This window comes from Nocardioidaceae bacterium SCSIO 66511, from assembly GCA_023100825.1.
In the GTDB taxonomy this organism is placed as follows: domain Bacteria; phylum Actinomycetota; class Actinomycetes; order Propionibacteriales; family Nocardioidaceae; genus Solicola.
The window spans coordinates 3,881,889-3,906,095 of the sequence record CP095846.1; the positions used below are offsets into that span (position 1 = coordinate 3,881,889).

The 24,207-nt window shown below is 64.7% G+C and carries 15 protein-coding genes and 1 pseudogene; 3 read left to right on the top strand and 13 right to left on the bottom strand.

The features are described 5' to 3' along the window. Positions 1-45: 45 nt before the first annotated feature. The 10 genes and pseudogenes from MU582_18465 to MU582_18510 all read right to left on the bottom strand — a co-directional run bounded on the left by MU582_18465 (position 46) and on the right by MU582_18510 (position 16,521). On the bottom strand, positions 46-744 hold the full coding sequence (locus MU582_18465) for an N-acetylmannosamine-6-phosphate 2-epimerase (GenBank protein ID UPK74397.1): 699 nt from the start codon (positions 742-744) through the stop codon (positions 46-48). Then, positions 741-1,649 carry an ROK family protein gene (locus MU582_18470; GenBank protein ID UPK74398.1) on the bottom strand — a complete coding sequence of 303 codons (909 nt, stop codon included), beginning with the start codon at positions 1,647-1,649 and terminating at the stop codon, positions 741-743. The genes MU582_18465 and MU582_18470 overlap by 4 nt, the downstream gene beginning before the upstream one ends. After that, positions 1,646-2,368 (bottom strand): GntR family transcriptional regulator, encoded by a 723-nt coding sequence (locus MU582_18475; GenBank protein ID UPK74399.1) that lies wholly within the window; start codon positions 2,366-2,368, stop codon positions 1,646-1,648. The genes MU582_18470 and MU582_18475 overlap by 4 nt, the downstream gene beginning before the upstream one ends. Before the next feature lie 7 nt (positions 2,369-2,375). Then, entirely contained in the window at positions 2,376-3,212 is an 837-nt protein-coding gene (locus tag MU582_18480) for a carbohydrate ABC transporter permease (protein ID UPK74400.1), read from the bottom strand. After that, positions 3,209-3,955: a sugar ABC transporter permease gene (locus MU582_18485; GenBank protein ID UPK74401.1), complete on the bottom strand. Its 747-nt coding sequence runs from the start codon at positions 3,953-3,955 to the stop codon at positions 3,209-3,211. The genes MU582_18480 and MU582_18485 overlap by 4 nt, the downstream gene beginning before the upstream one ends. A 199-nt stretch (positions 3,956-4,154) precedes the next feature. Further along, the gene (locus MU582_18490) at positions 4,155-5,492 is read right to left on the bottom strand and encodes a sugar ABC transporter substrate-binding protein (GenBank protein UPK74402.1); all 1,338 of its coding nucleotides are present in this window, start codon (positions 5,490-5,492) and stop codon (positions 4,155-4,157) included. Between the two features lie 66 nt (positions 5,493-5,558). Continuing rightward, positions 5,559-8,654 (bottom strand): LamG domain-containing protein, encoded by a 3,096-nt coding sequence (locus MU582_18495; GenBank protein ID UPK74403.1) that lies wholly within the window; start codon positions 8,652-8,654, stop codon positions 5,559-5,561. Between the two features lie 173 nt (positions 8,655-8,827). Then, positions 8,828-9,482: pseudogene (locus MU582_18500) on the bottom strand (DUF2867 domain-containing protein). Between the two features lie 98 nt (positions 9,483-9,580). Beyond that, positions 9,581-13,384 (bottom strand): NEW3 domain-containing protein, encoded by a 3,804-nt coding sequence (locus tag MU582_18505; GenBank protein ID UPK74404.1) that lies wholly within the window; start codon positions 13,382-13,384, stop codon positions 9,581-9,583. Further along, positions 13,381-16,521, bottom strand: coding sequence for a glycoside hydrolase family 78 protein (locus tag MU582_18510; protein UPK74405.1), 3,141 nt, complete (start codon positions 16,519-16,521; stop codon positions 13,381-13,383). Before MU582_18510 ends, MU582_18505 begins: the two co-directional genes overlap by 4 nt. Positions 16,522-16,748: 227 nt before the next feature. On the opposite strand from MU582_18510, the gene MU582_18515 reads away from it, so the two are divergent. After that, positions 16,749-18,629, top strand: a complete 1,881-nt coding sequence (locus MU582_18515) for a hypothetical protein (GenBank protein ID UPK74406.1) — start codon at positions 16,749-16,751, stop codon at positions 18,627-18,629. 111 nt (positions 18,630-18,740) lie between these two features. Here MU582_18515 and MU582_18520 read toward each other — a convergent pair whose 3' ends face one another. The 3 genes from MU582_18520 to MU582_18530 form a co-directional block, all read right to left on the bottom strand. Continuing rightward, entirely contained in the window at positions 18,741-19,979 is a 1,239-nt protein-coding gene (locus MU582_18520) for a pyridoxal phosphate-dependent aminotransferase (GenBank protein ID UPK74407.1), read from the bottom strand. A gap of 153 nt (positions 19,980-20,132) precedes the next feature. After that, entirely contained in the window at positions 20,133-21,170 is a 1,038-nt protein-coding gene (locus tag MU582_18525) for an LD-carboxypeptidase (protein UPK74408.1), read from the bottom strand. Positions 21,171-21,262: 92 nt separating this feature from the next. Continuing rightward, positions 21,263-22,372: an alanine--glyoxylate aminotransferase family protein gene (locus tag MU582_18530; protein UPK74409.1), complete on the bottom strand. Its 1,110-nt coding sequence runs from the start codon at positions 22,370-22,372 to the stop codon at positions 21,263-21,265. Between the two features lie 171 nt (positions 22,373-22,543). On the opposite strand from MU582_18530, the gene MU582_18535 reads away from it, so the two are divergent. Then, a complete protein-coding gene (locus MU582_18535) occupies positions 22,544-22,834 on the top strand; it encodes an antibiotic biosynthesis monooxygenase (protein ID UPK74410.1) in 291 nt (96 codons plus the stop codon). A 73-nt stretch (positions 22,835-22,907) separates the two neighbouring features. Beyond that, positions 22,908-24,179, top strand: a complete 1,272-nt coding sequence (glsA, locus tag MU582_18540) for a glutaminase A (protein ID UPK74411.1) — start codon at positions 22,908-22,910, stop codon at positions 24,177-24,179. Positions 24,180-24,207: the final 28 nt, after the last annotated feature.

Sequence of the window (24,207 nt, forward strand, 5' to 3'; positions counted from 1 at the left end):
CCGAAGACTGTGTGCAGCCAAGCGATCGCGGCATCCTGATCGCAATCAGTCGATGCGGTTGCCAGGCTCGGTCGCGGCGGTGAGCGCATTCGCGTACGTGCGAGTGATAGTGGTCGGGTGGGTGATCGCGCTGCCTACAACGACGGCGTGCGCGCCGAGTTCGAGGCAGCGCACGGCGTCGGCCGGACTTCGGATCCGTCCCTCGGCCAGCACCGGCACGTCGCACGTCTGCGCCAACTCCTCGACCAACCCGAAGTCGGGTCCGACGGTTCGTCGCCGGACTCCCGTGTATCCGGCGAGTGTCGTGGCGACGCAGTCTGCCCCCGCCTGCGTGCTGGCGTCGGCGTCCTCCAACGAGCCGCAGTCTGCTAAGGCCAGCGCGCCATGGGACTGGATCGCAGCGACACAGTCGGTGAGTGTCGAGCCATCGGGTCGCGGTCGCGATGTGCCGTCGAAGGCGACGATTGCGACGCCCGTGCGGGCAACGGATTCGCAGTCCGATACCCGCGGGGTGATGAACACACCCTCGCTGCCGACCTTCACCAGGCCGATGACCGGGACGTCGAGTGTGCTCTGAATCAGCTCGATGTCGGCGAGACCTTGGGCCCGAATCGCAACTGCGCCACCGAGTACGGCCGCTTGGGCCATTGCGGTCATGATCCGCGGCTCGCGGAGCGGCTCGCCCGGGTAAGCCTGGCTCGAGACGATCAGTCCGCCCGCGAGCGACTCAACTATCTTCTTCACCGTTCTGACTCCCGAGTGACGGCGTAGTGGGCGGCCCCTCTCAGGGCTGACCAACGGCTGGGTTCGGCGACCACGAGCGGTGTTGCCGTCAGGTACGGGACAACAGTGGCCGAGTACGCCGCTCGTACCGCGTTCTCCCAGCTAGGGCCGCCGCGGCTGAGGCCTCCAGCAAGCACCACGACGTCTGGGTCGAGCACGTTGACGAGTCCGCCTGCCGCGGTGCCGAGCGCGGCTGCGCCGAGTGTCATCGCGCGCTCCGCAATCGGATCGCGATCAGTGCGCTCGAACAGCTCACGCGTGCCGCGCAAATCATGTTCTCCCCCGTTCTCTCGGTACCAACGCAAGATTCCGGCACCGCTCGCGATCGCCTCCAAATGGCCGGTCCTGCCGCAGTAGCACTCCAGTCCGTCGGCTTGCGGCACCGCTAAATGCCCAAGGTGACCTCCCGCCCAATGTTGCCCGTGCTGCGGCTGACCGTTGACCACGTATGAGCCGCCGATCCCGGTGCCGGCTGCGATCACCACCGCGGCGCTGGCATCTCGAATGGCACCGGACTGCGACTCGCCGAGCGCGAATGCGTGCCCGTCGCCGAGAACGTATGTAGGCAAGGCCAGCTCGGACGCGACGCGATCGGCGAGGGGCGTTCCCTGCCAACCCGGAATGCTCGTCGTCGCGGCGAGTACGCGCCCTGCAGCCGAATCGATGACCCCGGCAGAGGCGATGCCGACGACCGCAGTGCGCGCGTCTGCCACGGAACGCGCAATCGCGACCACGTCTGCGACAACGCTGTCCGGGCTCGACTGCGGTGTCTCGACACGACGCACGGGCTCGATGACCGTACCGTCGCTCGATACCCGAGCTCCCGCGATCTTGGTGCCGCCGATGTCGACCGCAACAGCGTTCACGGATCTCTCCGGACCACGAGCTCGAAGCTGTACCGGTCGCCGCGATAGGTCGTCTCTGCGTACTCCAGGGCTCGGCCACGGTCGGAGTAGGTGACTCGCGCGACCAGCATCGCGGCGGCGCCGACAGCCTGGTCGAGATGCTTGGCGGTCTCGGCCTCGAGATTGACCGACTTGATCGTCTGCGCGGCGCGATCGACCTTGATTCCTGCGTCCTCCAACTGTTCGTACAACGAGCTCGAGATGTCGAGCTCGTCCACGGGAACCAGATCGCGCAGCAGGTAGACGCTCTCCAACGCCATCGGCACGCCGTCCGCCAAGCGCAGCCGTCGTACGCCGATCAGCTCGGTTCCGAGCTCGATGTCGAGTAGCGAAGCCAGCTCTTCGGTCGCCTCGACCGGCTCAACAGCGAGGACCTCGCTGGCCGGAACCAGATTTCGCTGACGCATGTCTTCCGAGAACCCGGTCAGGCGAAGGGACTTGGCGACAACAGTCGGGTCGGCAACGTACGTGCCCGAGCCCTGAACGTTGTACACCAGCCCACGGCGTACGAGCACCTGAATCGCTTGACGGACGGTCATCCTGCTCACGTCGAACTCGTCCATCAACTGGCGCTCGGTACTGAGCGCAGCGTGCGGTTCCATCTCGTGCACTCGTTCCTCGAGCGAGCTGGCCAGGCGCTCGTACTTCGGTCGGGAGCGTCGACTGGATGGTTGACTCACGATCCACCTAGCCCTTCACTGCGCCGGACGACAGCCCGCTCACGAGATACCGCTGCGCGAACACGGCAAAGAGTATCGGCGGAAGCGTCGAAAGTACTGTGGCCGCAGATATGTCCCCCCAGCGCACGCCAGTGCTCGTCACGAAATTCGATGCCCCCAAAGTGATCGGCGTTGCTTCGGATGACGACAGTACAAGGGCGAACAGATAGTCGTTCCACGAAAACACGAAAACAAGGACGCCGACGGCAACGAGCGATGGTGCGATAACGGGCACGATCACCGATACGAGAGTCCGGTAGACGCTTGCACCGTCAACCATGGCCGCCTCTTCGATCTCGACCGGGACATCTCTGAAACCCGCGCTGAGCAAAATGATGGCGAGCGGCAGGTTCATGAACGTGTTAGCGAGCACCAGCCCAAGCTGCGTGTCCATCAGCCCGAGATTGGACATGAGCAGAAAATAGGGAACGATGAAGAAGATCGCCGGAAGCAGCCGTAGGCCGCTGGAAGCGTTCATCAGCAGCCTGCCACCGAAGCCCAGCCGAACCCCTGCGTACGTGCTGGGTACGGCGATCAGCAGCACGAGTACGACGGCGCCGAGAGCGATGATCGCCGAGTTCAGGAAGTACCGCGGGAAGTCGTACCCGGAAGCACCGAGAGCGTTCGCGTAGTGATCGAGTGTCAGCCCATCCTCGATACTCGTCGCATCGGACGAGATGTCGCCATCGGTACGCAGGCTGACAAACACTGCGTTCAACCACGGCAGGTTGATGACGGCAACGACTACACCGACTGCACCGGTGAGGAGCCACCGGCGCGGCGACCGCGACTGCTGGGTGTTCATGATGCTTCCTCCGAACGCGCGATCCGCTTGACGAACAGCGGTACGAACGGCAGGAAGACCACCATCACAATCGTCGATGCCGCGGCCGCGAGTCCATAGCTCCCGGTCTCGAACGCGACCTTGTAGATGTAGATGCTCAGCGTCGTCGTTGACGTGCCGGGCCCGCCACCGGTGAGCACGTAGATCACATCGAACGTCCGCAACGCGTCGATCAGCCGGAGGAACACCGCGGCGACGATGATCGGGCGCATCAGCGGCAAGACGATCGACACCAGGGTTCGCGTACGACCGGCTCCGTCCACCTGCGCCGCCTCCAGCACGTCACGGGGGAACGACTGCAGACCTGCGTAGACCACGAGGAACGTGAACGGTGTCCACTGCACTACATCGAGCAGAACCAACAGCGGCACAACGGAGTCGGGGTCGAATAGCGACACATTCAGTCCGACGTTCTCGAGTGCGGCGGGCACGAGTCCGATGTCGCCGTTCAGGATCAGTCGAAAGGTGACCCCCATGAGCGCGGGCGCGATCATGATCGGCAGGAGCAGTGCTGTGAACAGGATCTTCTTTCCCGGGAACGCGCGGTTGAGAAGCAGCGCGAGCCCGACGCCGAGTACGCCCTCGATCAGGGTGGTCGCGAGAGCGAAGAAGAGGGTGAACCGCACGGCTTCAAGGAAGCCAGGGGACCCCAGGACGTCTGTGAAGTTCTGCAGGCCGACAAAAGATGCTTCGGGCTTCTGCAAGGACAGATCGTAGAAGCCGGTCTGGATCCCTTGATAAACCGGATACAGAATGAAGATCAGCGAGAAGACAATCAGAGGCGACCCGAGAATCCATTTCGCGACCCTCGGCCGCACACTGGAGCGCGCGATCATCGTACCTTCCGCAGGGTTGTCTCTGGTGTCGTCATTCCAATCCGTATTCGGGTTGTGGAAATGGGTTTCACTCCAGCAACGCTTCGAGTTCGGCGTTCGCATCGGCGACAGCCTCATCGGGCTCGGCATCTCCAACCCAGGCGGGACTCAAGCGCTCGGCGAGCTTGCTGTAGATCTGGAAGGTGTTCGGCAGCACCGGTGGGCTGTACCCGTCAGTTGCAATCGACGACGAGATCTTCTTGAAGACGGGGTTCACGTCGGCCTCCTGCTCGAGAACCTCCGGCATCGCCGGGATCCCACCCGCCTTCGCGTAGACGCTCATCGCCTCCGGCTCGGCGAGGTACTCCAGGAAGTCCTTCGCGGCATCCTTGTTTTCCGAGTACTTGTTGAGCGCGACCGCGAGAGCGTGCACGTGGGTCTTCCGCCCCGGCACGGGTGCGAGCGCAATCTTGCCAGCCACCTTGGGCGACGTGGCCTTGTCGTTCAGCTCGGCGAATCCGGCGGACCAATGGATGGCGAACGCCGTGTTGCCTGACTGCAGAGCCGCTTGCGTCTCAGGGAACTCCGCCTGCGAACTGTCGGGAGACGTCCAGCCGTTCTGGTAGATGTCGGCATAGAGTTGGACGGCCGCCTTCGCTTCGGGTGTATTGAGGTTCGCCTCGCCGTCCGGTGTCGTCCAGCTGCCGCCCATGCCCCACAGGACGTCGTCCCACACCATCGTGTTGTACAGCAGGTTCTTTGCCTGCAAGATCGTTCCGTATTCCGTCGGCGACGAACTATTCGTCGACTCGGAGAAGTACGCGGCCATCACCTTGTAGTCGTCCCAGTCCCACTCCTGTGGGGGTTTGGGCGCTCGCGCCTCCCCGAGAACCTCTTTCGCGATCCGCTCATAGGCGCGCTTCTGCTGTGAGTCATCGAGCAGGCCGTCGATCAAGTCCTTGCGATACATCAGGAAATGGCTGCTGATGTCGAGAGGCAGCGCATATTGCTCGTCCTCGTACTGCAGACTCGATGCGGCGACCGGGAAGTAGTTCTGTGCGTCGATATCGTCGAGCGGCTCAAGAGCGTTCGCGAACTGTCCGACGTTGTAGCTTGCGACGAAGTAGATGTCTTGCTCGTCGGACTTCGCCGCCATCAGGGTCGATTCCTTGGAGAAGGTGTCCTGACGCGACAGCAGGGTCATGTCGACTTTGATTCCCTCGTCGTCACCGCGCGTGGCGTTGTACTCGTCGACGACGTCGCCCATCGCCTCCCCCTCCGGGCCCGGCCACAGCACCATCTTCACGGTGCCCGTGCCGTCGCCTTCGCCCCCGCCGTCACCGCTGCCAGTACTCGGCGTGCAGCCCGTGAGTGCAATCAGCACTACAGCGGCGACTGGCGCAGCTAGCCGTGCGTACTTGGTCATTTTGGTCTCCTGTCAAAGGTCAGAACGAGGCTTTCGCGAACGCATCGGGTGTTCGGAGCCGAACCATCAGTTGCCCGCTGTCGACCGCATCAGCCGGGCCACGGCACCTGGCGCCAGCGCCGTCCGCAGCAGGCGCAGCTCGTCCAAGCTGCCGACGAAGTACTGACCACCGTTGGGCGTGCGACCGAACGTGTCGGGAACGGCCGGGTTGCCCCAGTGGTAGCGATCGGACGGGAACGACGTGCCGGTCTCGGACTCCGCTGCCTGCTGGTTTCCGTCGACGTACGCCCGGATCTCAGACTCAGTGAAGTCGATCGTCACAGCAACGTGATGCCATTCTCCGGGCGCCAGGCCAGTGGCGTCGAAGGTCCGGCCCACCGCACCGCCCGGGTAGTCGCTGCGGGCACCGACCACGAGCTTCGAGGTGCTGCCGTCGCCCTTCAGGGTGAGGTCAATACCGGGCCGGCGATTGGTGATCCGGGAGGCGAACAGACTTTGCGTGCCGTCGGTCACGGCCGCCGGCTTGACCCATGCGCCGATGGTCACCCCAGGCGCACCGTCCAGGTCTTTACCGAGCAGGTTGGTCAGGTAGACGTAGTCGTCACCGTCATTGGCTACGCCGCCACCATTCTGGCCGGCGACCCGGTCGCCACCGATCAAGACGCCGTCGTTGCCACGGCCGGAACTGTCGCGAACTCGGTACCCGTCGGCCTCATCAAGGCTCCAGGATCCAACGAGGCTTGCTTCTTCGCGCTCGCTACTATCCGCGTGACGGGCAGTGTCACGTTTCCGCGCAGGGGCTGCCCCGTCTTCGATCGCGTCGAACTCAGCCGAGACCTCGTCGGAAACGTCTTGCCGATCGGTCGGCTTCTTCGGGAAGAAGCGGTCACCGGACAGGTAGAGCAGCGTACTGATCGCGATGGGAGCGTTCGTCCAACCCACCTGCACGGCGTACGGGCCCCAGCCGGTGTCGGCACTGCTGCCGTAGTACTCCCAGTTCTTGTAGTCGAACGCTCGCATCCACGTACCGTCGAGCGACTCGTCGGGGCTCTCGATCTGAATCCGAGCAAGGTAGTCGAGCAGGCGCTCTTGGATGCGTCGGAACACCGGACGGTCGGTCGCCTCGTACGAGACCTGCAGATTCATCGACAGCAACCCGAGGCTGTACAGCTGATCGGTGACCGGGTCACCGTTCTCCTGGAAGATGCTGTTCTCGCCCGTTCCGTACGCCTCATTGCTCGCCGGGTTGTGGCCGTCGAGCTCGGGTATCGCACCCGTCTCGGCATCCTGGTGCTTTTCGATGTACTTCGCGATGTCGAGCATCGCCCGCAGGTAGTGGGGTTGCTCGGTGTAGGTGTACGCGCCCGCGAGCGGCAGCAGGTAGCGTCCGAGCGCTGACGTACGGCTGGTCTCGATACCCACCTCGGGAAACTCCGCGATCATTCGGTCGAGGCCCTTGGTCGCTGCATCCAGGTACTTCTGCTCCCCGGTTTCGGCGTACGCATAGATCATCGCCGTCTGCGGCTGGCTCTGCCAGTGCGGATCGAGCGCGATGTCGTCTTGATCGGGGATCGCTGCCGTGCCCTGCCAGCCGCGTTCGAGCAGGTCGGCAGCGCTCGGACGCTTGACGGGGTACAGGCCGGTCTCGGCGTTGGCCGTACGCCGGAGCGCCTCGGTGCCGCGCAGCCCGTCACGAAGCGCTGCCTGATCGCCATCCTGACCGAAGCGGACGAGCGACATCAGGCTCAGCCAACCTTGGTCGTCTGGGTAGAGCCATCCGAGATCGCCGTGCTCCTTCGTGTCGTATCCGCGGGTCGACCATGACCCGTACAGATAGTTGTTCTCCTTAAGGAGCATGCGATCGAGCGCCAGGTCCGAGAGGGTCTCCGCGGTCTGCGCGTACCGGCCCTGCCCGGTCAGCTCGCCGTACAACCGGAACGCGTACGCACTCTGTACGAAACTGTCACCGCGCGTACGCTCGCGGAAGCGGTGGGTGCCGTCTGGTCGGAGCTCCGAGACCAGACCTTCGGCGGCGCCGGCCTCGCCGTTGCGCCGGTAGTACAGCATCCCTGCCCGGTCGTACCAATCCATGGTGCGATCGACCATCCGCCGATACATCTGGCGCCTCGGCTTCAAGGTGAGCCCCACCGTGTCCGTCCGCGTCCAGTCGCCGCTGCCCGCCGTGATCCGGAATGTATGCCGCCCCTCGGGCAGCCGCATCGCGCCGGAACGGTAGCGACCCGCAGCCGTTTCGTGGAGCCTGACCCGGCGCCCGCCCAGTTGGGCGATGACCTCGGTGTTCGGCGCCGATTCGACGACGAGCCGCACGGGCTGGCGCAGATTCGCCCATTCGCGGGGCGTCGTCCAGGCCCGGATCGGCGCCTCGTTCGCGCGGACCTGATCCTGTGCGGGCTTCGGAAGCAAGGAGAGCAACAGATCACGGTTCAGTTGCTGCCAGGCAGTGCGTAGGCCGTAATTGCCTCGCTCGTAGTTCGACAGAGCGGTGGTCGCATAGAGCAGCGTGCCGTCGCCGACGGGTACGCGTAGCAGCGCGGGTTCGACCTCGTCGGGGAGCCCGAACACGGCGTCGTACACCCCTGCGACCTTCGCGTACACCAGCGGCACCTGCGCTCCATCCGGAGCGGCGGCCGGCAGGCGGTACGACTGATGCTCCTCGAACACCGCAAGGTCGCTCGCGCTTTCGGTGACCGGATCGGGCTCGGCTGCCACGATGCGCTCGAAGCGAGCGGGGCTCGGCGTCGTGCCGGTCGTCGGGAACAGGTCGGACTCGGACGTCGCGAACTCGACGTACGCCGATCCACCGTCAGCGACGAACTCCTCGACCGCCGACGAAGCGTCCGCGGACAGCCGAGTCGGTTCGGGGTATGCCGGTGCCGTCACGACCAGGGCGTCGAAACTGGCGAGATCGGCCGAAGCCAACTCGTCGACGGAGAACCGAGACGTGTCGACCTCCATATCTTCGAGCAGCTCGATGTACGCGTCGGCGCGGTCCGACCCGAACACCGCTACCGACGCCACGGCGTCGCCCGGGCTCGGTTGCGTGCGGCTCTGCGCCGGAGTGGCGAGCATGGTCGCTGCGAGCGCACCGGCCGTTACGACCGCAGCGATTCGGAGACGGGCAAGGCGGGGCCGGTTCGACATCGGTCCTCCCAGACGTGGGCGTCGTGCCGTCGCCCGAGCGACAAATTGGTTCGTATCAATCTTGGCTAGTTAGCCACACATCTGCCAACTCGTCAAGGACTCGACGGTGAATTGATACGGACAACATTGCCGAACGCTCACGACCCCGAGCGGCCATTCGACCGCTCCGGCGCCTACGTCTCGTCGGTAGGTCGCGGTGACACCGTCGTGGCCGTACCTGCCGACGCGCGCTCTGCCTGGCGACGGTCCCAGTCCTTGGCGATGTGCCGCATGAGTGCGGGATAGACCAGCCAGTAGCGGAACGGCTTGATCGCCGCCATGTACAACTGGCCGAATCGCCCATTCGGCTTGACCAGGACCGCCATCTGTCCGCGGTACTTGCCGTCTGGGGTCTGCACCCAGCTCATGTGGCCCAGCAGCTGCACGGTCTTGTTGGCGTACTCGTTGTCGGTGAGGTAGACGGCGTTGAACAGCGCACTTTTGGAGTCCGGCCCCTTCGGGGCCATTCCGCAGGTCATCGGGCAATCGGTCACGCACGGATGGGACCCGTTGTCCGACGCCGTCGTCGTCGCCGTCCCAGTGCAGGATCGCGCCGAGCTTCCAACGGATGTTGAGCATCGTACGCACGATGAAGTTCGGGTGATCGTACGCGTCCGCGTCTGAGTTCAGCTCCAGCAGCAGCGGGAAATCGTCGGGTCCGCCAGGCGTCGGCAACGACCAGACGTCTTCCAGAGTGAAGTCCGACGCGATCTCGTGAATGCGCCACGGCTGCTCCAGGTGGGCAGATTTCGGCAGACGTTGGCCGCCATTGGCTCGACTGTTGTTCATGACGATCATGCTGCGACCGTCGAGCTCCTGTTGCATCCCTCCTCAGAGCGACCGTCGCCTCCCTGAGCGGGGGTCATCGGCCAGCCGCGGCCTTGTGCCTAGGGGACGATCCGTACGGAGTCGATCGCGATGTCACCTGTGCTGGTGAGTGGATCCAGGCGGAGTTGAGTCAGCGACGTGGCCTCACCTGGAATCTCCACCCGGTACGTACGCTGGTTGCCCGGCTCGACCGTGAACCGCCCACTGTGGGCTTCGCCGAATCCGCCACCCTCGGTTGCCCAGAACAGCTGCCCACTGCCACCGACAGACGCCGACATTGTCATCTCCACCGCGACTCCGTCCGCGACAGGGACGGACATCTTCGGACCGACTAGGTACGGGTCGCCGCCGACGGAGCGAAACCGCAGCTTCCCGTCCGAGGCGGTGAGGTCCTCGATCTGATTCTCACCGCTCCAGCCTTCGGTGTCCCCGTCGGTGTCGAACTCCCAGGCGGCGTACGCATTGGCGACCGTGACCTTCGCCGTCCGCGAGACGGTACGACCGTCGGTGCCGGTCAACCGGAAGTCGACTGTCGTCGAGCCTTCAGGCGCGTCTGCCGGCGGCGTCATGATCACGTCGACCGTAGTCCTGACCTCTGCTCCGTTCGATGGCACTGAGATGTCGGCCGAGGCGGGATCAACTTTCCATCCGTCGGGAGCCGACGTCGTCAGGGAAGCTTCCAGGTTTGCGGGAGCGATTCCGTCGACCACTGCCGTGAAGGTCACCGGACGCCCGGGCAAAACCGACGCAGATCGCGGCTCGACAGCCAGATCGATCGACCGCACCTCCGTTCCCTCCCTGAGATCGAGCGTCACCTCGCGCTGTGGCCGTACTTCGACCGGTCCGAGCAGCCCGGAAGGATTATCACGCCCCTCGATCTCGTTGGACGGAGTGTTGGTCACCATCACCTCGACGACGTTGTCTCCCTCGTGTAGGAGATCCGTGACGTCGATGGTGCAGGGCGCCCAGTCAAGTGCCCCGGCATGCTCACCGTTGACGGTGACGTCGGCGAGGTCGCGTACGCGCCCGAGGTCAAGCTGCGCACGCCGCCCCGTGGCGAGGAAGCCGTCAGGCACCGTGAACCGCTTCGTGTACGTACCGGAGCCCGAATACTTCGCGTCGAACTCCGTCCACGACCCGAGCGGCTCCGACGCCGTCTCGTCGGCGGAGTCGTCGAACCGGAAGTCCCAGTCGCCGTCGAGCGCAAGCGGCTCCAGCGGATCGTCGACCGTCGCGACCGCTCCGTACGAGTGCCCGCGGTACTCGCCCCGCGCATAGACCTCGCCGGGCTTGTCGGTGACCAACGTCGTCTGAAGCTCGCCGCGGGACGCCTTGATCGACTCGGGGTTCGCGTTCGTCGCCGTCAGATGCGCGACCTTGCCTTCCGGGTACGCCCCGGGCCGGAACGTCACCCAGCGCGCCTCGTACGGGTCAAGTGTCAGCGGGACGACCGTCTGACCGCTACTGCGCCTGAACACCGGGGCGACCGTGGCGTCGCCCGTCTCAAGGTCCCAGAACTCCGGAGTCTCCGCGACATCGAAGCGCGCAGTCGTCCGCTTCTCCTTCCCGGACAGGTTGACGACCAAGAACGCATCATCTGCCTTGCGCTCGACGTGTCGCACGCGAACGTCGGGCGCATTGTCGAGCGTCACGCCGGGCGTCACGCGCTCATGCAACAGACCGGTGAGTTCAGACCGGTCAGGCAAGTACGCCGCCAGCCCGTTGCGCCCGTGACGGCGGGTGGACGCCGCGGGGTCGGACGGGTCGGTGCCGAACAGCGACTTCAGCCGCGTACGTAGGGCTGCGTCATGTCCTGATGCTTCACGCGTCGCCAAGCCGTCCACCGCGACGACTGTGCCACCGTCGGCGACAAGCTTCTGCAAGGTACGGACAGCGTCGAGCGAGAGCACCGACGTACGAGGGACCACGACCGCCTGCCAGCGTTGATCACGTAGTGCGAGAGACCCGTGTCGCACCCGCAGGTCTACGTCGAGATCTTCATCACCGGCCAAGGCAAGCTCGTCGAGGTAATCGAAGTCGAGCTGAGCCTCGAGCAAGTCGTTCGATGTGCCCTTCCACGAGTCGTCGATCGGCCCGAGGTCCGGCCCATTGCCCGCAAAGCCGCGGACGTCCCATGGTGTGCCGGTCGCCATCACCGACGAGCTCGGATACATGACGCCGACGGGGTTCACAGCAGTGGCATCGCGCGCCGGCTCGGTGAGCCGTCCGACGAAGTTCGCATACTGAGAGAACCTCGGCCAGAACGTGTTCTGGTCGAACTGGCTCGGTGGCGACTCCGAAGCCCGCTTACCGTCGATCGAGTAGTAGAACGCATGGTTGTCGATCAGGTCGACGCCGCCCGCGGCCTCCCAGCTGACCGTGCGCTTCATCTCCTCCATCGAGAGGTCCCAGCCGAACGCACCGAACGTCTCCGCCAGGTTGCGCTTGCGCCCGAAGAGGTGAGCGACCGACGAGTTGAGCTTTGGTGTGATCGCACCAGTGTTCAGACCACCGATCAGATCCATACCAGGAAGTTGGTAATGCTTGCTCATCTCGAACCAACTGCCGCCCTCGATCAGCTTGTGGCTGCCGAGGTCTTCCTCTACGAGCGCGTTCGAGATCAGGGCGATGTCGTGATCGTCTGCCCAGTCGGCCAGTGGCTTCGTGTGCGCCTCGTTGTATCGGTCGGATAGTGCGTCGTAGTAGTCGACGCGCGCCTTGGTGGTCTTGACACCCGCGTCGTACCAAACCCCGAGGAGGTGCTTCGTCAGGTCGTAGCCGGCGTTCTTGTCGAGGTATGCCCGAAAGCCAGGAGTCCACGGGATCGAACCGCGAGAGTCGAGCCCACCACGGTTATCCGGAAAGTTGTTGTAGAAGCCGGGCTCATCATTGAAGATGCCCTGAATCGTCCGACCGAAGTACGGCCCGAACCGCTTGGCGTAAGTCTCGTGCGTGACGTCGATGAACTTCTCGGTCGCATCGGGGTTCAGCATGTCGACATACGGCTCGTCCGGCTCGAGGTCCGGATGATAGTTCTCCAGCGGCCGTTGGACGAGGTGCACGAGACACCAGTTGCCATCGGGTACGTCCCAGGACAGATGCCCGTCCTTGATCTGGTCGGTCAGTTCGATGGTGGTCGAACCATCGAGGCGCACGCCTCGGGCATCACCGTCGGTCACACACGTTCCGCTGGCGGCCTTTCGGGCGGCTAGCGTGGCCACCAGTTCGGGCTCGAGGGGATCGGCATCGTCCGATGCTTCGTTACCGCTGGCGGGTACGTCTTCGTCGTAGGTTGTGCCGCCCTCGACGTCGTGCGCGTTCGGAGCGAGGTACCACGGAACGTACTCGGGGTCGGCCTCGATCGTACGTCCGTCGACGACTCCGCCCCGGACGGTACGTCCGCCCGCATAGCCGCTCGGCCAGTTGAGATCGTCGTACAGCCACGCTTTCATCCCGCGCGCCTTCGCCTCCTCGAGCACGAACCCGACCTTGTCGAAGTAGTCCTTCGACAGGTAGTAGTCGTTCTCGGTCTTGCCGAACTCGCCGCCAAGGCCCTGACGCGGATGGATGAAGAACTCCTCCACCCCATTGCCCTGCATCTCCTCGAGCTGACGCTCCAGCTCCTTCTCGGTGAGCTTGCCGTTCCAGAACCAGAACGCATGCGGCCGGTCGGTCGACGGCGGGTCGGCGAACGCAGCGGGGTCGAGACGGCCAGTCGCGTCATCCCAAGCCGGCTGGCGTGATGACGCCTCTGCGGAGGTGACCGGTGCCGCGTCCACGGCTCCGGCCAAGCCGACGGTCAGAGCAGCCGCAGCAACCGCCGCCATCACACGGTTGGTACGCGTGGTCGAGCGCCAGTTCATGCGTCCTCCTTCACAGTGAACCTGTACCTCCCGGAGCCGAGCTCGCCGACGACGGTGCCGTCCTCGACGCGCACGTCGCTCACGCCCTGGGCATTGGCCATCGGACGCCCGCGCTCAGTGACAGCATCGATGCTCGTTGCGGGGATCCGGACGGTCGCCGAAGAGCCGACCGGCACCTGGATCTCGAGCGTCAAGCGCCCGTTCTTACGTGCCCACCGCGAGACGATGGTGCCGTAGCCGGATTCGTACGATGCCTCCGCTTGGTCGAGTCCGCCACCGAGCTGCGGCGCGATCGTGAAGTGCTCGTAGCCGGGAGCCGACGGATCTGGCTGGATGCCGCCGATCGTCTGGTACATCCAGTTGCCGACCGCGCCGTACGCGTAGTGGTTGAACGAGTTCATGCTGACGTCGCCGAAGCTGCCGTCGGGCTTGATCGAGTTCCAACGCTCCCAAATCGTGGTCGCGCCCTTATCAACCTCGTACCCCCACGACGGGTAGGTCTTCTGGTTGATCAGCTTGTACGCCACGTCGGTGTGACCAGTCCGGCTGAGCACCGGCAGCAGATCCGGCGTCCCGAGGAACCCTGTGGCGAGATGCCAGTCGTGCCGCTCGAGATTCGCGACCAGCCTGTCGGCGGCCGCGTCCACCAGCCCGTCGGGCATCAGATCGAACGACAGGGCGAGCACATAACCCGCCTGTGAGTCGCCGGGCAGTGCACCGTCGTCGCCGACGTACTCATCGACGAACGCCTCGCGCACGTCATTCGCGAGCCCCTCGTACTTCTTGGCGTCGTCGTCCTCATCGATCGCAGCGGCCATCTCCGACAACTGCTCCGTGACGTGCGCGAAGTAGGCCGTACCGATCAGGTCGCGCGGTGTGTCGTCATCGAGGTTCAGCCAGTCACCGTAGCCAGCGTCGGGTCTGATGAGCCCGGTGCTGTTCTTCTTCAGGTACGCAATCCACGCGGTCATCGAGTCGTAGCTCTCTTCGATCACCTTCGTATCGCCGTACGTCTGCCAAACGGTGTACGGCACGGTGACCGCGGCGTCGCCCCAACCTGCGTTGCCCGCGCCGACCACCGGCACGTATGGCACGACGTCGGTCACGGCGCCGTCCGGCCGCTGCGCGTCACGAAGGTCCTGCAACCACTTGTCGCCGAGGAACGTCGAGATGTCCATGTTGTACGCCGCCGTCGGTGCGAACACGTTGATGTCACCGGTCCAGCCCATCCGCTCGTCGCGCTGCGGGCAGTCGGTCGGCACGCTGAGGAAGTTGCCGCGCTGCGACCACACGATGTTGCTCTGCAGCTGGTTGAGCATCGGATCGGAGCTCTCGAAGCTGCCGGACATCGGCGCGTCCGTGCCGAGCACTTTGCCTACCAGATCACGCTTCGACGGCTTGTGTTGTAGGCCGCTCAGCTCGACGTACCGGAAGCCGTGGAAGGTGTACCGCGGCTCGTACGTCTCCACGCCGCGCCCACGTGCCGTGTAGAAGTCGGTCGCTCGCGCGCTACGCAAGTTCGCGGTGTACAGAGTGCCATCGGGGTTGAGCTCTTCTCCGTAGCGAAGTCGGACCTTCTGACCTGACTTCATGCCACGGAGGGACAGCCCGACGGTGCCGACGAAGTTCTGACCGAGGTCAAGGACGTACGTGCCGGGCGTAGGCTCGGTGATCTTCTTGACCGGCATCCGCTGGGTCACCGTCACCGGCGGGGCTGACTGCGCCACGAGCGCCGTGTCGACGTCGGTCTTCTCGACCACGGATGCCCAGGTCCGGTCGTCGAAACGGGGCTTGTCCCAGCCAGGCGTCTCGCGGCGTGCGTCGTACTCTTCGCCGTCAAGGATATCGGCGTGCGTCACGGGTCCGGCCGTGCTCTTCCACGCGGTGTCAGAGACGACGCGCTGCGTGGAGCCGTCGGCGTACGTGATCTCCAGCTGTGTGAGCAAACCGGGGATCTTGCCGTAGAGGTTCGGACCATAGATCGCTATCTTGCCGGCGTACCAGCCGGTGGAGAGGCGTGCTCCGATCGCATTCGCGCCCTTCTTGACCAGCGACGTCACGTCGTACGTCTGGTACGGGGTGCGCTTGTTGTAGTCAGTCCAACCTGGAGCCCACCGATCGCTAGAGACCGCGCGACCGTTGATATTGACGTCGTAGATACCGAGTGCTGTCGAGTACAGTCGCGCCGATTTCACGCGCTTGTTCGCGTCGAACGTCGTACGAAGCTGGGACGTCAGCTCCGCCTCAGCGTCGGTCGTGGGGTTCCAGCGAATGGTTCGGTCGCCCGCAACGGGCTCCCCGTCGGCGTACGCCTGCCCCTCGGAGTAGACGTCGTCGGTATGGCTCCACCAACCCGCAGTGCCCTCCAGATCGGACATCTCCAGGTAGTAGTCACCGGCGGGCGCTGGGGTGTCGAGCTTCAAGTCCGCCCAGGTGTTGTCGGGATGGTCGGCCTCGCGCTTCTCGGCAATGACTTCGCCGTCAGGACCTCCGCGGCGCAGGGTCAGCGTGAAGTCGGAGTCGTTCGTACTCCAGGTAGGAAAGCTCCCGCCGACCGAGTCGAACGGGCGGTCAGCGGTGAGTGACTGACCGAGGGTGTGGTCCGAACGCAGCGACGCGGGAGCGTTCTGCTGATTGTTGGACGTCGGTAGCGGGAGCTCGGTGTCGTGCGCGATCCACTTCGCCGACCAGTCGTCGGCTTCGAGCAGCCCCGTCTCGAACCAGGTCGGCGCGCTCCAACCGGTCCCGTCACCGGATGCGTCCCAGACCATGACCTTCCAGTAGTAACGGTGCCTCGACTCAAGAGGGTCACCGCCGTAGATGACCTGTAAGGACTCCGATGACTCCACCTTGCCGGAGTCCCACATGTCCCCGTTGCCGCGCGCGAGCGCCGACCTGCTGGACGCGACCAGAACGCGGTACGCGCTCTGGGTCTGAGACCGCTCACGCGATCGGAGTTTCCATCCGAAAGCGGGGGTTCGGTCGTCGGTTCCGAGCGGTTTGTTCATGTGGTCGCTCACCAGCGCGTAGGCACGTACGCCGCCAGCCGGTGCAGTCGCGGCAGACGAGCTCGGGGCAAGGACGAAAGTGAGAGTGAGCGCGAGCGTGACGATGATGCCCAGCCGACGTGTACCCATCGCAGTGTCCCTTCGGCGGTACCACCGCACCGCTTCCTCGACCAGATTTTGAAATGTTTCAGTAGACCTTGGCAGTAGTCGGCGCCGACTGCAACCGTCGTGTCCGTTTTAGGCCACGCCGATCAGAGCAACAGTCGAAGCGGAACGTTGACGGTTTCGTTGGGTTCGCTCTATGGTCAACGCCATTGGGAGTGAAACCTTTAAACGAAGGTCGTCAACCTATGAACGTGATCAGACGAAGGCACCCTCGAGAAGTACGCCGCCACTCTGTTGCGGGCTGGCGCATCCCGATCGCGACATGTGCACTGGCGGCCTCGACGGGACTTGCGTCCGTCGCGACTGGGGCCGAGGCCGACGGCGATCATGGGACGGCGGGGTCTCCGACGCACAGCGCGGCGCCTCCGCGCGGCACCTTCGACCCAGGTCAACTCACGGCGACCGACGACCTCGGACGTTCCGTCTCGGAGCCCGGGGAAGTCCCCAAGCCACGTGAGGACCGCTACGTCGGTCTGTTCTACTTCCTCTGGCTAGGCCAGCACGGAAAGACGGGTCCGTACAACATCACCAAGATCCTCGAGGAGCATCCCGAGGCGGTTCACGACCCCGACCACCCTGCCTGGGGGCCGCCCGGTGCACATCACCACTGGGGTGAGCCGTTGTACGACTACTACTTCAGCGACGACGCGTGGGTTCTGCGAAAGCATGCGCAGATGTTGGCCGCCGCAAAGGTGGACTTTCTGTACTTCGACGTCACGAACGCGTTTACATACAAAAGCGTGTATGACCGGCTATTGGAAGTCTTCGACGACGTCCGCCAACAGGGGTGGGACGTCCCACAGGTCGTCTTCTACACCAACAGCAGCTCGGGAGCGACCATCCAGAAGCTGTACGACGATCTGTACGAGCCAGGACGCTACCGCGAGCTGTGGTTCGAGCTCGATGGGAAGCCGATGATCATCGGCAACCCCGACGAGGTTTCGACCGAGATCCGCGACTTCTTCACCTGGCGCCGCAACCAATGGCCGAACGAGCCGAAGAAGGAGGGCGGGTTTCCCTGGATCAGTTTCGAACGGCCACAAGACGTGTTCATGCTCGATGGCAAACCCGACATCGTCAACGTCGCCGCGGCCGTACACAACAACTTCCCGTTCAGCGACCAACCGTTCTATGGAGCGGGCAACAACTGGTCGCGCAGCTTTCACGACGGTGCCCTGGACACATCCCCCGGCGCGTACAAATGGGGCAACAACTTCTCCGAGCAATGGGAGCGGGCGCTGCAGGTCGACCCGCGGATCGTCGCGGTCACGGGGTGGAACGAATGGGTGGCGCAACGACTCGGAGGTGACTTCCCCGGCTGGGACAACAAGGAGCGGCCCGCAGATCGACCGATCTTCTTCGTAGACCAGGCAACCACCGAGTTCAGTCGTGACGTGGAGCCCATGAAGGGCGGGTACAACGACAACTACTACCTCCAACTCGTCGACTACATCCGTCGCTACAAGGGCGTGGCACCTGCGCCCGGGCCCAGCAAGCGTCAACGGATTGACATCGACGGTGATTTCTCGCAGTGGGACACCGTGCGTCCTTCGTACCGAGACTTCGTCGGTGACACTCAGCCGCGCTCACACGAGGGCTTCGGCGGCATCACGTACAAGAACAACAGCGGTCGCAACGACATCGACGAGGTCAAGGTCGCACGCGATTCGCGCAACATCTCCTTCTACATGCGGACAGTCGATCCGATCATCGGGTCCGACAAAGGGCGCTGGATGACGCTGTACCTCAACGTCGATGGCAATGACCAGAACGGCTGGGAGGGATACGACTTCGCCATCAATCGTCGCGGCGTCGACAACAACACGACCTCACTCGAAGCCGCACGGTCCAACGGCACGTGGAAGCAGATCCGAACCGTCCGCTATCGGACAGACGGAAACGAACTTCAGCTGTCGGTTCCGCGCAAGCCGATGGGTCCGAAGGTCCAAGGAACGCTACATCTGGAGTTCAAGGTGGCAGACAACGTCCCGAACAGCGGCGACGTCATGGACTTCTACACAGGCGGCGATGCAGCACCCGACGGGCGTTTCACGTACCTCTTCGACGACTGACGGCAACCGAGGTCGGAGGAGTTCGGCGCAAATTGCACGTCGAAGCACGGCGTCGGTGGTGCAATTCGCACCAAACACCTGGTCGAGCCGGCCCCCGACGGTCGCCGACTCTCAGGCGTACGCGTGCACGGCGTCCGTCAGGCGCCGAATCGCCTCGTCGACGGTGCTACGCGGGCAGCCGAGGTTGACCCGCATGTAGCCGTGGCCCTCGATACCGAACTTCTGCCCCTTGTCGAGCCAGAGCCGTGCCTTGGTGAGCATGAAGTGGTCGAGTGCCTCCGCGTCCAGGCCGAGGCCGCGGCAGTCCATCCAGGCGAGGTAGAGGGAGTCGGCGGGTAGCACCTCGAGCGCAGGAAGCCCGCTGTTGACCGCCTTTGCGAAGTGCGAGTGGTTCGCGCGGAGGTAGTCGAGCAGCGCCTCCAGCCACGGTTCACCGTGGGTGTACGCCGCCTCCGCAGCCACCATGCCGAGTACGTTCACCACGGGAAATACATTGCGCTCGTACTGGCGTGCGAAGTCCTCGCGGAGGCGGCGGTTCGGGATGAACACGTTCGCGCTTTGCAGTCCGGGCAAGTTGAACGTCTTGCTCGGGGCCGTGCAGGTGATGCTGTTCTGCGCGAACTGCTCCCCCAACGACGCGAACGGGACATGGCGTTTGCCCGGGTTCAGCACGAGGTCCTGGTGGATCTCATCTGATACGACGAGTACACCGTGCCGCGCACAGATCTCGCCCATCGTCTGCAGTTCGTCCCGGGACCACACGTTGCCTGTCGGGTTGTGCGGATGGCTCAGGATGAACAGCTTCGTATCGGGCTGGATCGCGCGTTCGAATGCATCCGCGTCGAGCCGATAGCCGCCGTCGACGCGCTCGAGCGGGGCGTATGCGAGGCGTCGCCCGTTCAACTGCACATCGTGGTGGAAATGCACGTACACGGGCGGCTGGATGAGGACCGAGTCGCCCGGAGCGGAGAAGGCCTGTACGACCGTCTTCAGGGCTGCGATGACACCCGCGGTCTGCACGATCCACTCACGCGGAACCTCCCAGCTGTAACGCCGCGCCTGCCATCCGATGATCGCGTCGAGGTAGCTGTCGGGTGCGCCGCCCGGATACCCGAACACGCCATGGTCGACAGCCTCGTGCAGTGCGTCGATGACGACCTTGGGCGCCTTGAAGTCAGTATCGGCCACCCACATCGGCAGCGGATCGGCCGCTGCTTCCTCCGGTGAGAGCATCTGCTCGGCGTACGCCCACTTCATCGAGTTCGAGTGCCGGCGGTCGACGACCTCGTCGAACACCGACTCGGCGACCTTCGACCGATCGTCCGCACGGGCACTCCTGCCATCGGTCATACGGGGCCTCCAAACGCCTCACTTCGCATTGTGCACACACGATTTCACACCGTGAAGCCCCGGTCAGTGGCACCTTTGTCGCACTATGGGCGAGTGCCGACAGCGAAGGAGCATCCGTACGCTCAGCTATCGACCACCAGCAAGTGATCGCCCTCAGGCTGCTCGTACGGCGGGCTCGGCGGTCAGCGTGCCCGAGTCAGCGTCGAGTTCGGCGCGTACGCCGAGCGGCATCGTGAGCTGTCCGTTGCCGTGGCCGACCGGCAGACCACCGAGGATCGGCACGTCGAGGTCACCGAGCCGGTCACGAAACATCTCGCTCACTGTCCATTCGCCGGGGGCGCCTTCGCAGTCGGTCCACTGCCCCAGAGCGAACCCGGCCACCCCGTCGAGCACTCCGCTGCGGCGCAGTTGAGTCAGCATCCGATCCAGGCGGTACGGCGACTCACCGACGTCCTCCATGAACAGGATCGCGCCGCGCAGACTGGCCAGCTCCCGGTTGCCTACCGCCGCTGCGAGCAGACTGAGATTGCCGCCGAGCAGGACTCCAGTCGCGCGGCCCGGCGCATGTACGTCGCCGCCGGGCTCGTCGGGGTCGCCCGACAGGGTTATCGGCTTCGTGGTCATGAGCGCTTCACGCAACGCCTCGGCAGAGGCAGGACCATTGCGATCGTCGTTCCATGCCGCCATCGGTCCGTGGATCGTGGTGAGACCCGTGTGGCACCACAACCACTGCTGCAACCCGGTGATGTCGCTGAATCCGACGACCGGCTTGGGATCCCGGCGTACGGCCTGGCGGTCGACGCCGTCGATGATCCGCTGCACGCCGTACCCACCGCGAGTGCAGATGACCCCACGTACATTCGGGTCTGAGAGCGCGGAGTTCAGATCGGCGAGGCGCTGCGCATCTGGGGCGGCGAGGTAGCCGAACTCGTCGAGCGCGTGCTCGGCGTACTCCACCTCGAGTCCCCAGCCACGCAAGAGCTCTTCGCCCCGCTCAACTTCCTTCGCATCTGGCGAGCTCGCCGGCGAGATCAATCGGACGGTATCGCCGCGCTTCAACATCGCAGGCCTGCGTACCCTCGACGACGCGACCGCGGCACCGTTGCCCATGCCGGCAACGCCTCCGGCTGCGACCGCCGCGCTGCCGACCAGCACCTTGCGGCGCGTCAGACCGCGAATGACCTTCTTCATGGGCGCACTCTCCTCGGAGTCGAGCGTGGCGGACAGCTTTTCGTGAGCATGCCCAGAGGTCAACACCGCAAACGAACGGATGCCCGCCCGAACTAGCGATCGAGTACGTCGCCCAGCGCGGCGAGAATGAGGGCGACCGAGTCCGGGCTGGCATTCGGCCCCATCAGACCGATCCGCCAGACGGTCGCCGCGAACTCGCCCACCCCCGCACCGATCTCGATGTCGTACCGCTCCAGGAGCGTACGTCGCACGGCGGCCGAGTCGACACCCTCCGGCACCTTGACCGTCGTCAGGTCGGGAAGACGAGATCCCTTCTGCGCGAACAACTCGAGCCCGAGTCGCTCAAGGCCGTCCTGCAACGCCTGCCCGGCCTCTGCATGGCGTGCCCACACGTTGTCCAGACCCTCGTCGAGGATGCGTCCGAGTCCGGCGTGCAACGAGCCAACCATCGCGACGGGTGCGGTGTGGTGATACGTACGCGCCCCTCCGCCGCGGGCGCCGGCCTCGCCGACGTACCCGCCGAGCAGCCCGAGGTCCAGATACCACGACTGCGGATGCTCGACGCGCCGCTCGAACGCGCGATCGTTGATCGTGAAGGGAGCAAGGCCGGGCGCGACACCCAGACACTTCTGCGTACCGGCATACCCGACGTCGATGCCCCAGTCGTCGGCGCGCAGTTCGACGCCGCCGATCGAGGTGACGGCGTCCACGATGAGCAATGCGTCGCTGGAGGCGTGTACGGCCTCGCCGAGCGCCGCGATGTCCGACTGCACACCTGTCGAGGTCTCGGCATGCACGGCGGCGACGATCGCCGGGGACGGATGTGCCGCCACCACTCGCTCGGGGTCGACCGGGCTGCCCCAGTCGTGCTCGACTGCGATCACCTCGGCTCCGCACCGTGCTGCCACATCACACATACGCTTGCCGAACAGTCCGTTGACCGCCACCACGACGACGTCGCCCTGATGCACCGTGTTGACGAACGCCGCTTCCATCCCGGCAGAGCCCGTCGCCGACAACGGCAACGTACGCGCGTTGTCGGTGCCCCACACCGTACGCAGCCGGTCACACGTCTCATCCATGATGGAGATGAACTGCGGGTCAAGGTGACCGAGCAGCGGCAGCCCCAGCGCGCTCGTCGCCTCCGGGTACGCGTTGGTCGGGCCCGGGCCGAACAGGTGCCGGTCAACGATACGAGTCATCTGCGTTCTCCTTGGTCGAACGTACGCGGAGTCCCATTGAGGGTAAGCAATGACACGATGGCGTGCTTTCGGCAGGCGTCCGCGGCGATGAGTTCTCGTCACAACGCACGTCAGGACTGGTGACCGCGACCATCTGCCGTACGAGGCGCAACCACACGGAGGAAAGTATCGATGCTCATCGTCGCCGGACACATCACCGTTGACCCAGCCGCGCGCGAGTCCTATCTCGCCGGCTGCACGACGATCGTCGAGCAGGGCCGTACGGCGGCCGGGTGCCTCGACTTCTCCATCAGCGCCGACCTACTCGACCCGAGTCGCATCAACATCCTCGAGCGTTGGGAGTCACAGGAGTCGGTGGACGCCTTCCGCAACAGCGGTCCGAGCGACGACCAGAGCGCCGCGATCAGGTCGGCTTCGGTGTCCGAGTACGACGTCGCGGACACGCGGTCACTGTTCGGTTGACCGCGCCTCACCAAGGTGCGCGTGGGGTTGCGGCACGATGGTCTGACACGCCACCGGCCGGAAGGACCACACGTTGCGCTCACCGATCTTCGACTACCTGGACGACGTTCTCGCCGACACGGCCGACATCGACTCCGGTGCGCTCGCGGACTACATTCCCGAGCTCGCCGCCGTCGACCCGAATCGGGCGGCGGTCGCGCTGTGCACCGTCGGCGGAACGGTGTACGCAAGCGGTGACTCCGATCATCAGTTCACCATCCAGTCGATGTCGAAGCCGTTCGCGTACGCGCTGGCGATCGAGGACAACGGGCTCGAACGCATCGTGGAGTGCATCGATGTGGAGCCGAGCGGCGAGGCGTTCAACGAGCTTTCCCTCGACCCCGACTCCGGAACCCCGCGCAACCCGATGATCAACGCGGGTGCGATCGCCACTCACGCACTCATCAAGACCGACGAGGCGTCGTCGGTCGACCGGCTACTCGACTACCTCTCTCGGATGGCCGAGCGGGAGATCACCGTCGATGAGACCGTCGCTTCGTCCGAGCTGGCGACCGCGAGTCGCAACCTCGGGCTTGCGTACCTCTTGGACGCGTCGGGCAACCTGGCCGGCGAACCACGCGCGGCGGTTGAGGGCTACGTACGCCAGTGCGCTGCGTCGGTGACGGTCCGCGACCTTGCCCTGATGGCCGCGACGCTGGCGAACGGCGGCGTACAGCCCAATACCGAAGAGCGCCTGCTCAGCCGTTCGGGATGCCGGCAACTGCTCAGCGTGATGGCCTCCTGCGGCATGTACGACTCAGCGGGCGACTGGCTCACCAACGTCGGGATTCCCGCGAAAAGCGGCGTCGGCGGGGGCATCATCGGCGTACTACCCGGCCAGGTCGGGGTCGCCGTCTTCTCGCCGCGGCTCGATCAGCACGGCAACAGCTCACGCGGTGTCGCGATGATGGAGCTGTTGTCGGATGACCTCGGTCTTCATCTGATGGAGCCCAGCCGTCCCGCCCGGTCGTCGCTGCGCGAGCGCCAAGAGGTTGCGCTCGATGGCGAGCCGGCGACGTTGTACGAACTCCAAGGCGACCTCATCCTCAGTAGCATCGAGTCGCTGGTCCACGAGATCATCGAGAACCCGCCATCCACCCGTACGGTCGTCTTCGACATGAGCCGAGTCGACGAGGTACGCCCGGTCGCGCGGCGTACGTCTTCGGCGACCGCCACGAAGCTGATCGACAACGGACATCGGATCATCGTCGTCGACCCCGAGCTCACGGTCGCGCACTTTGCCGACAGCAGGGGCCGACCGGTCGAGCGGTGGACGGTGGAGCGGTTGGAGTCCTCACTCGCCTGAGCACCCTCGGGAACCGCGATGTACGAGG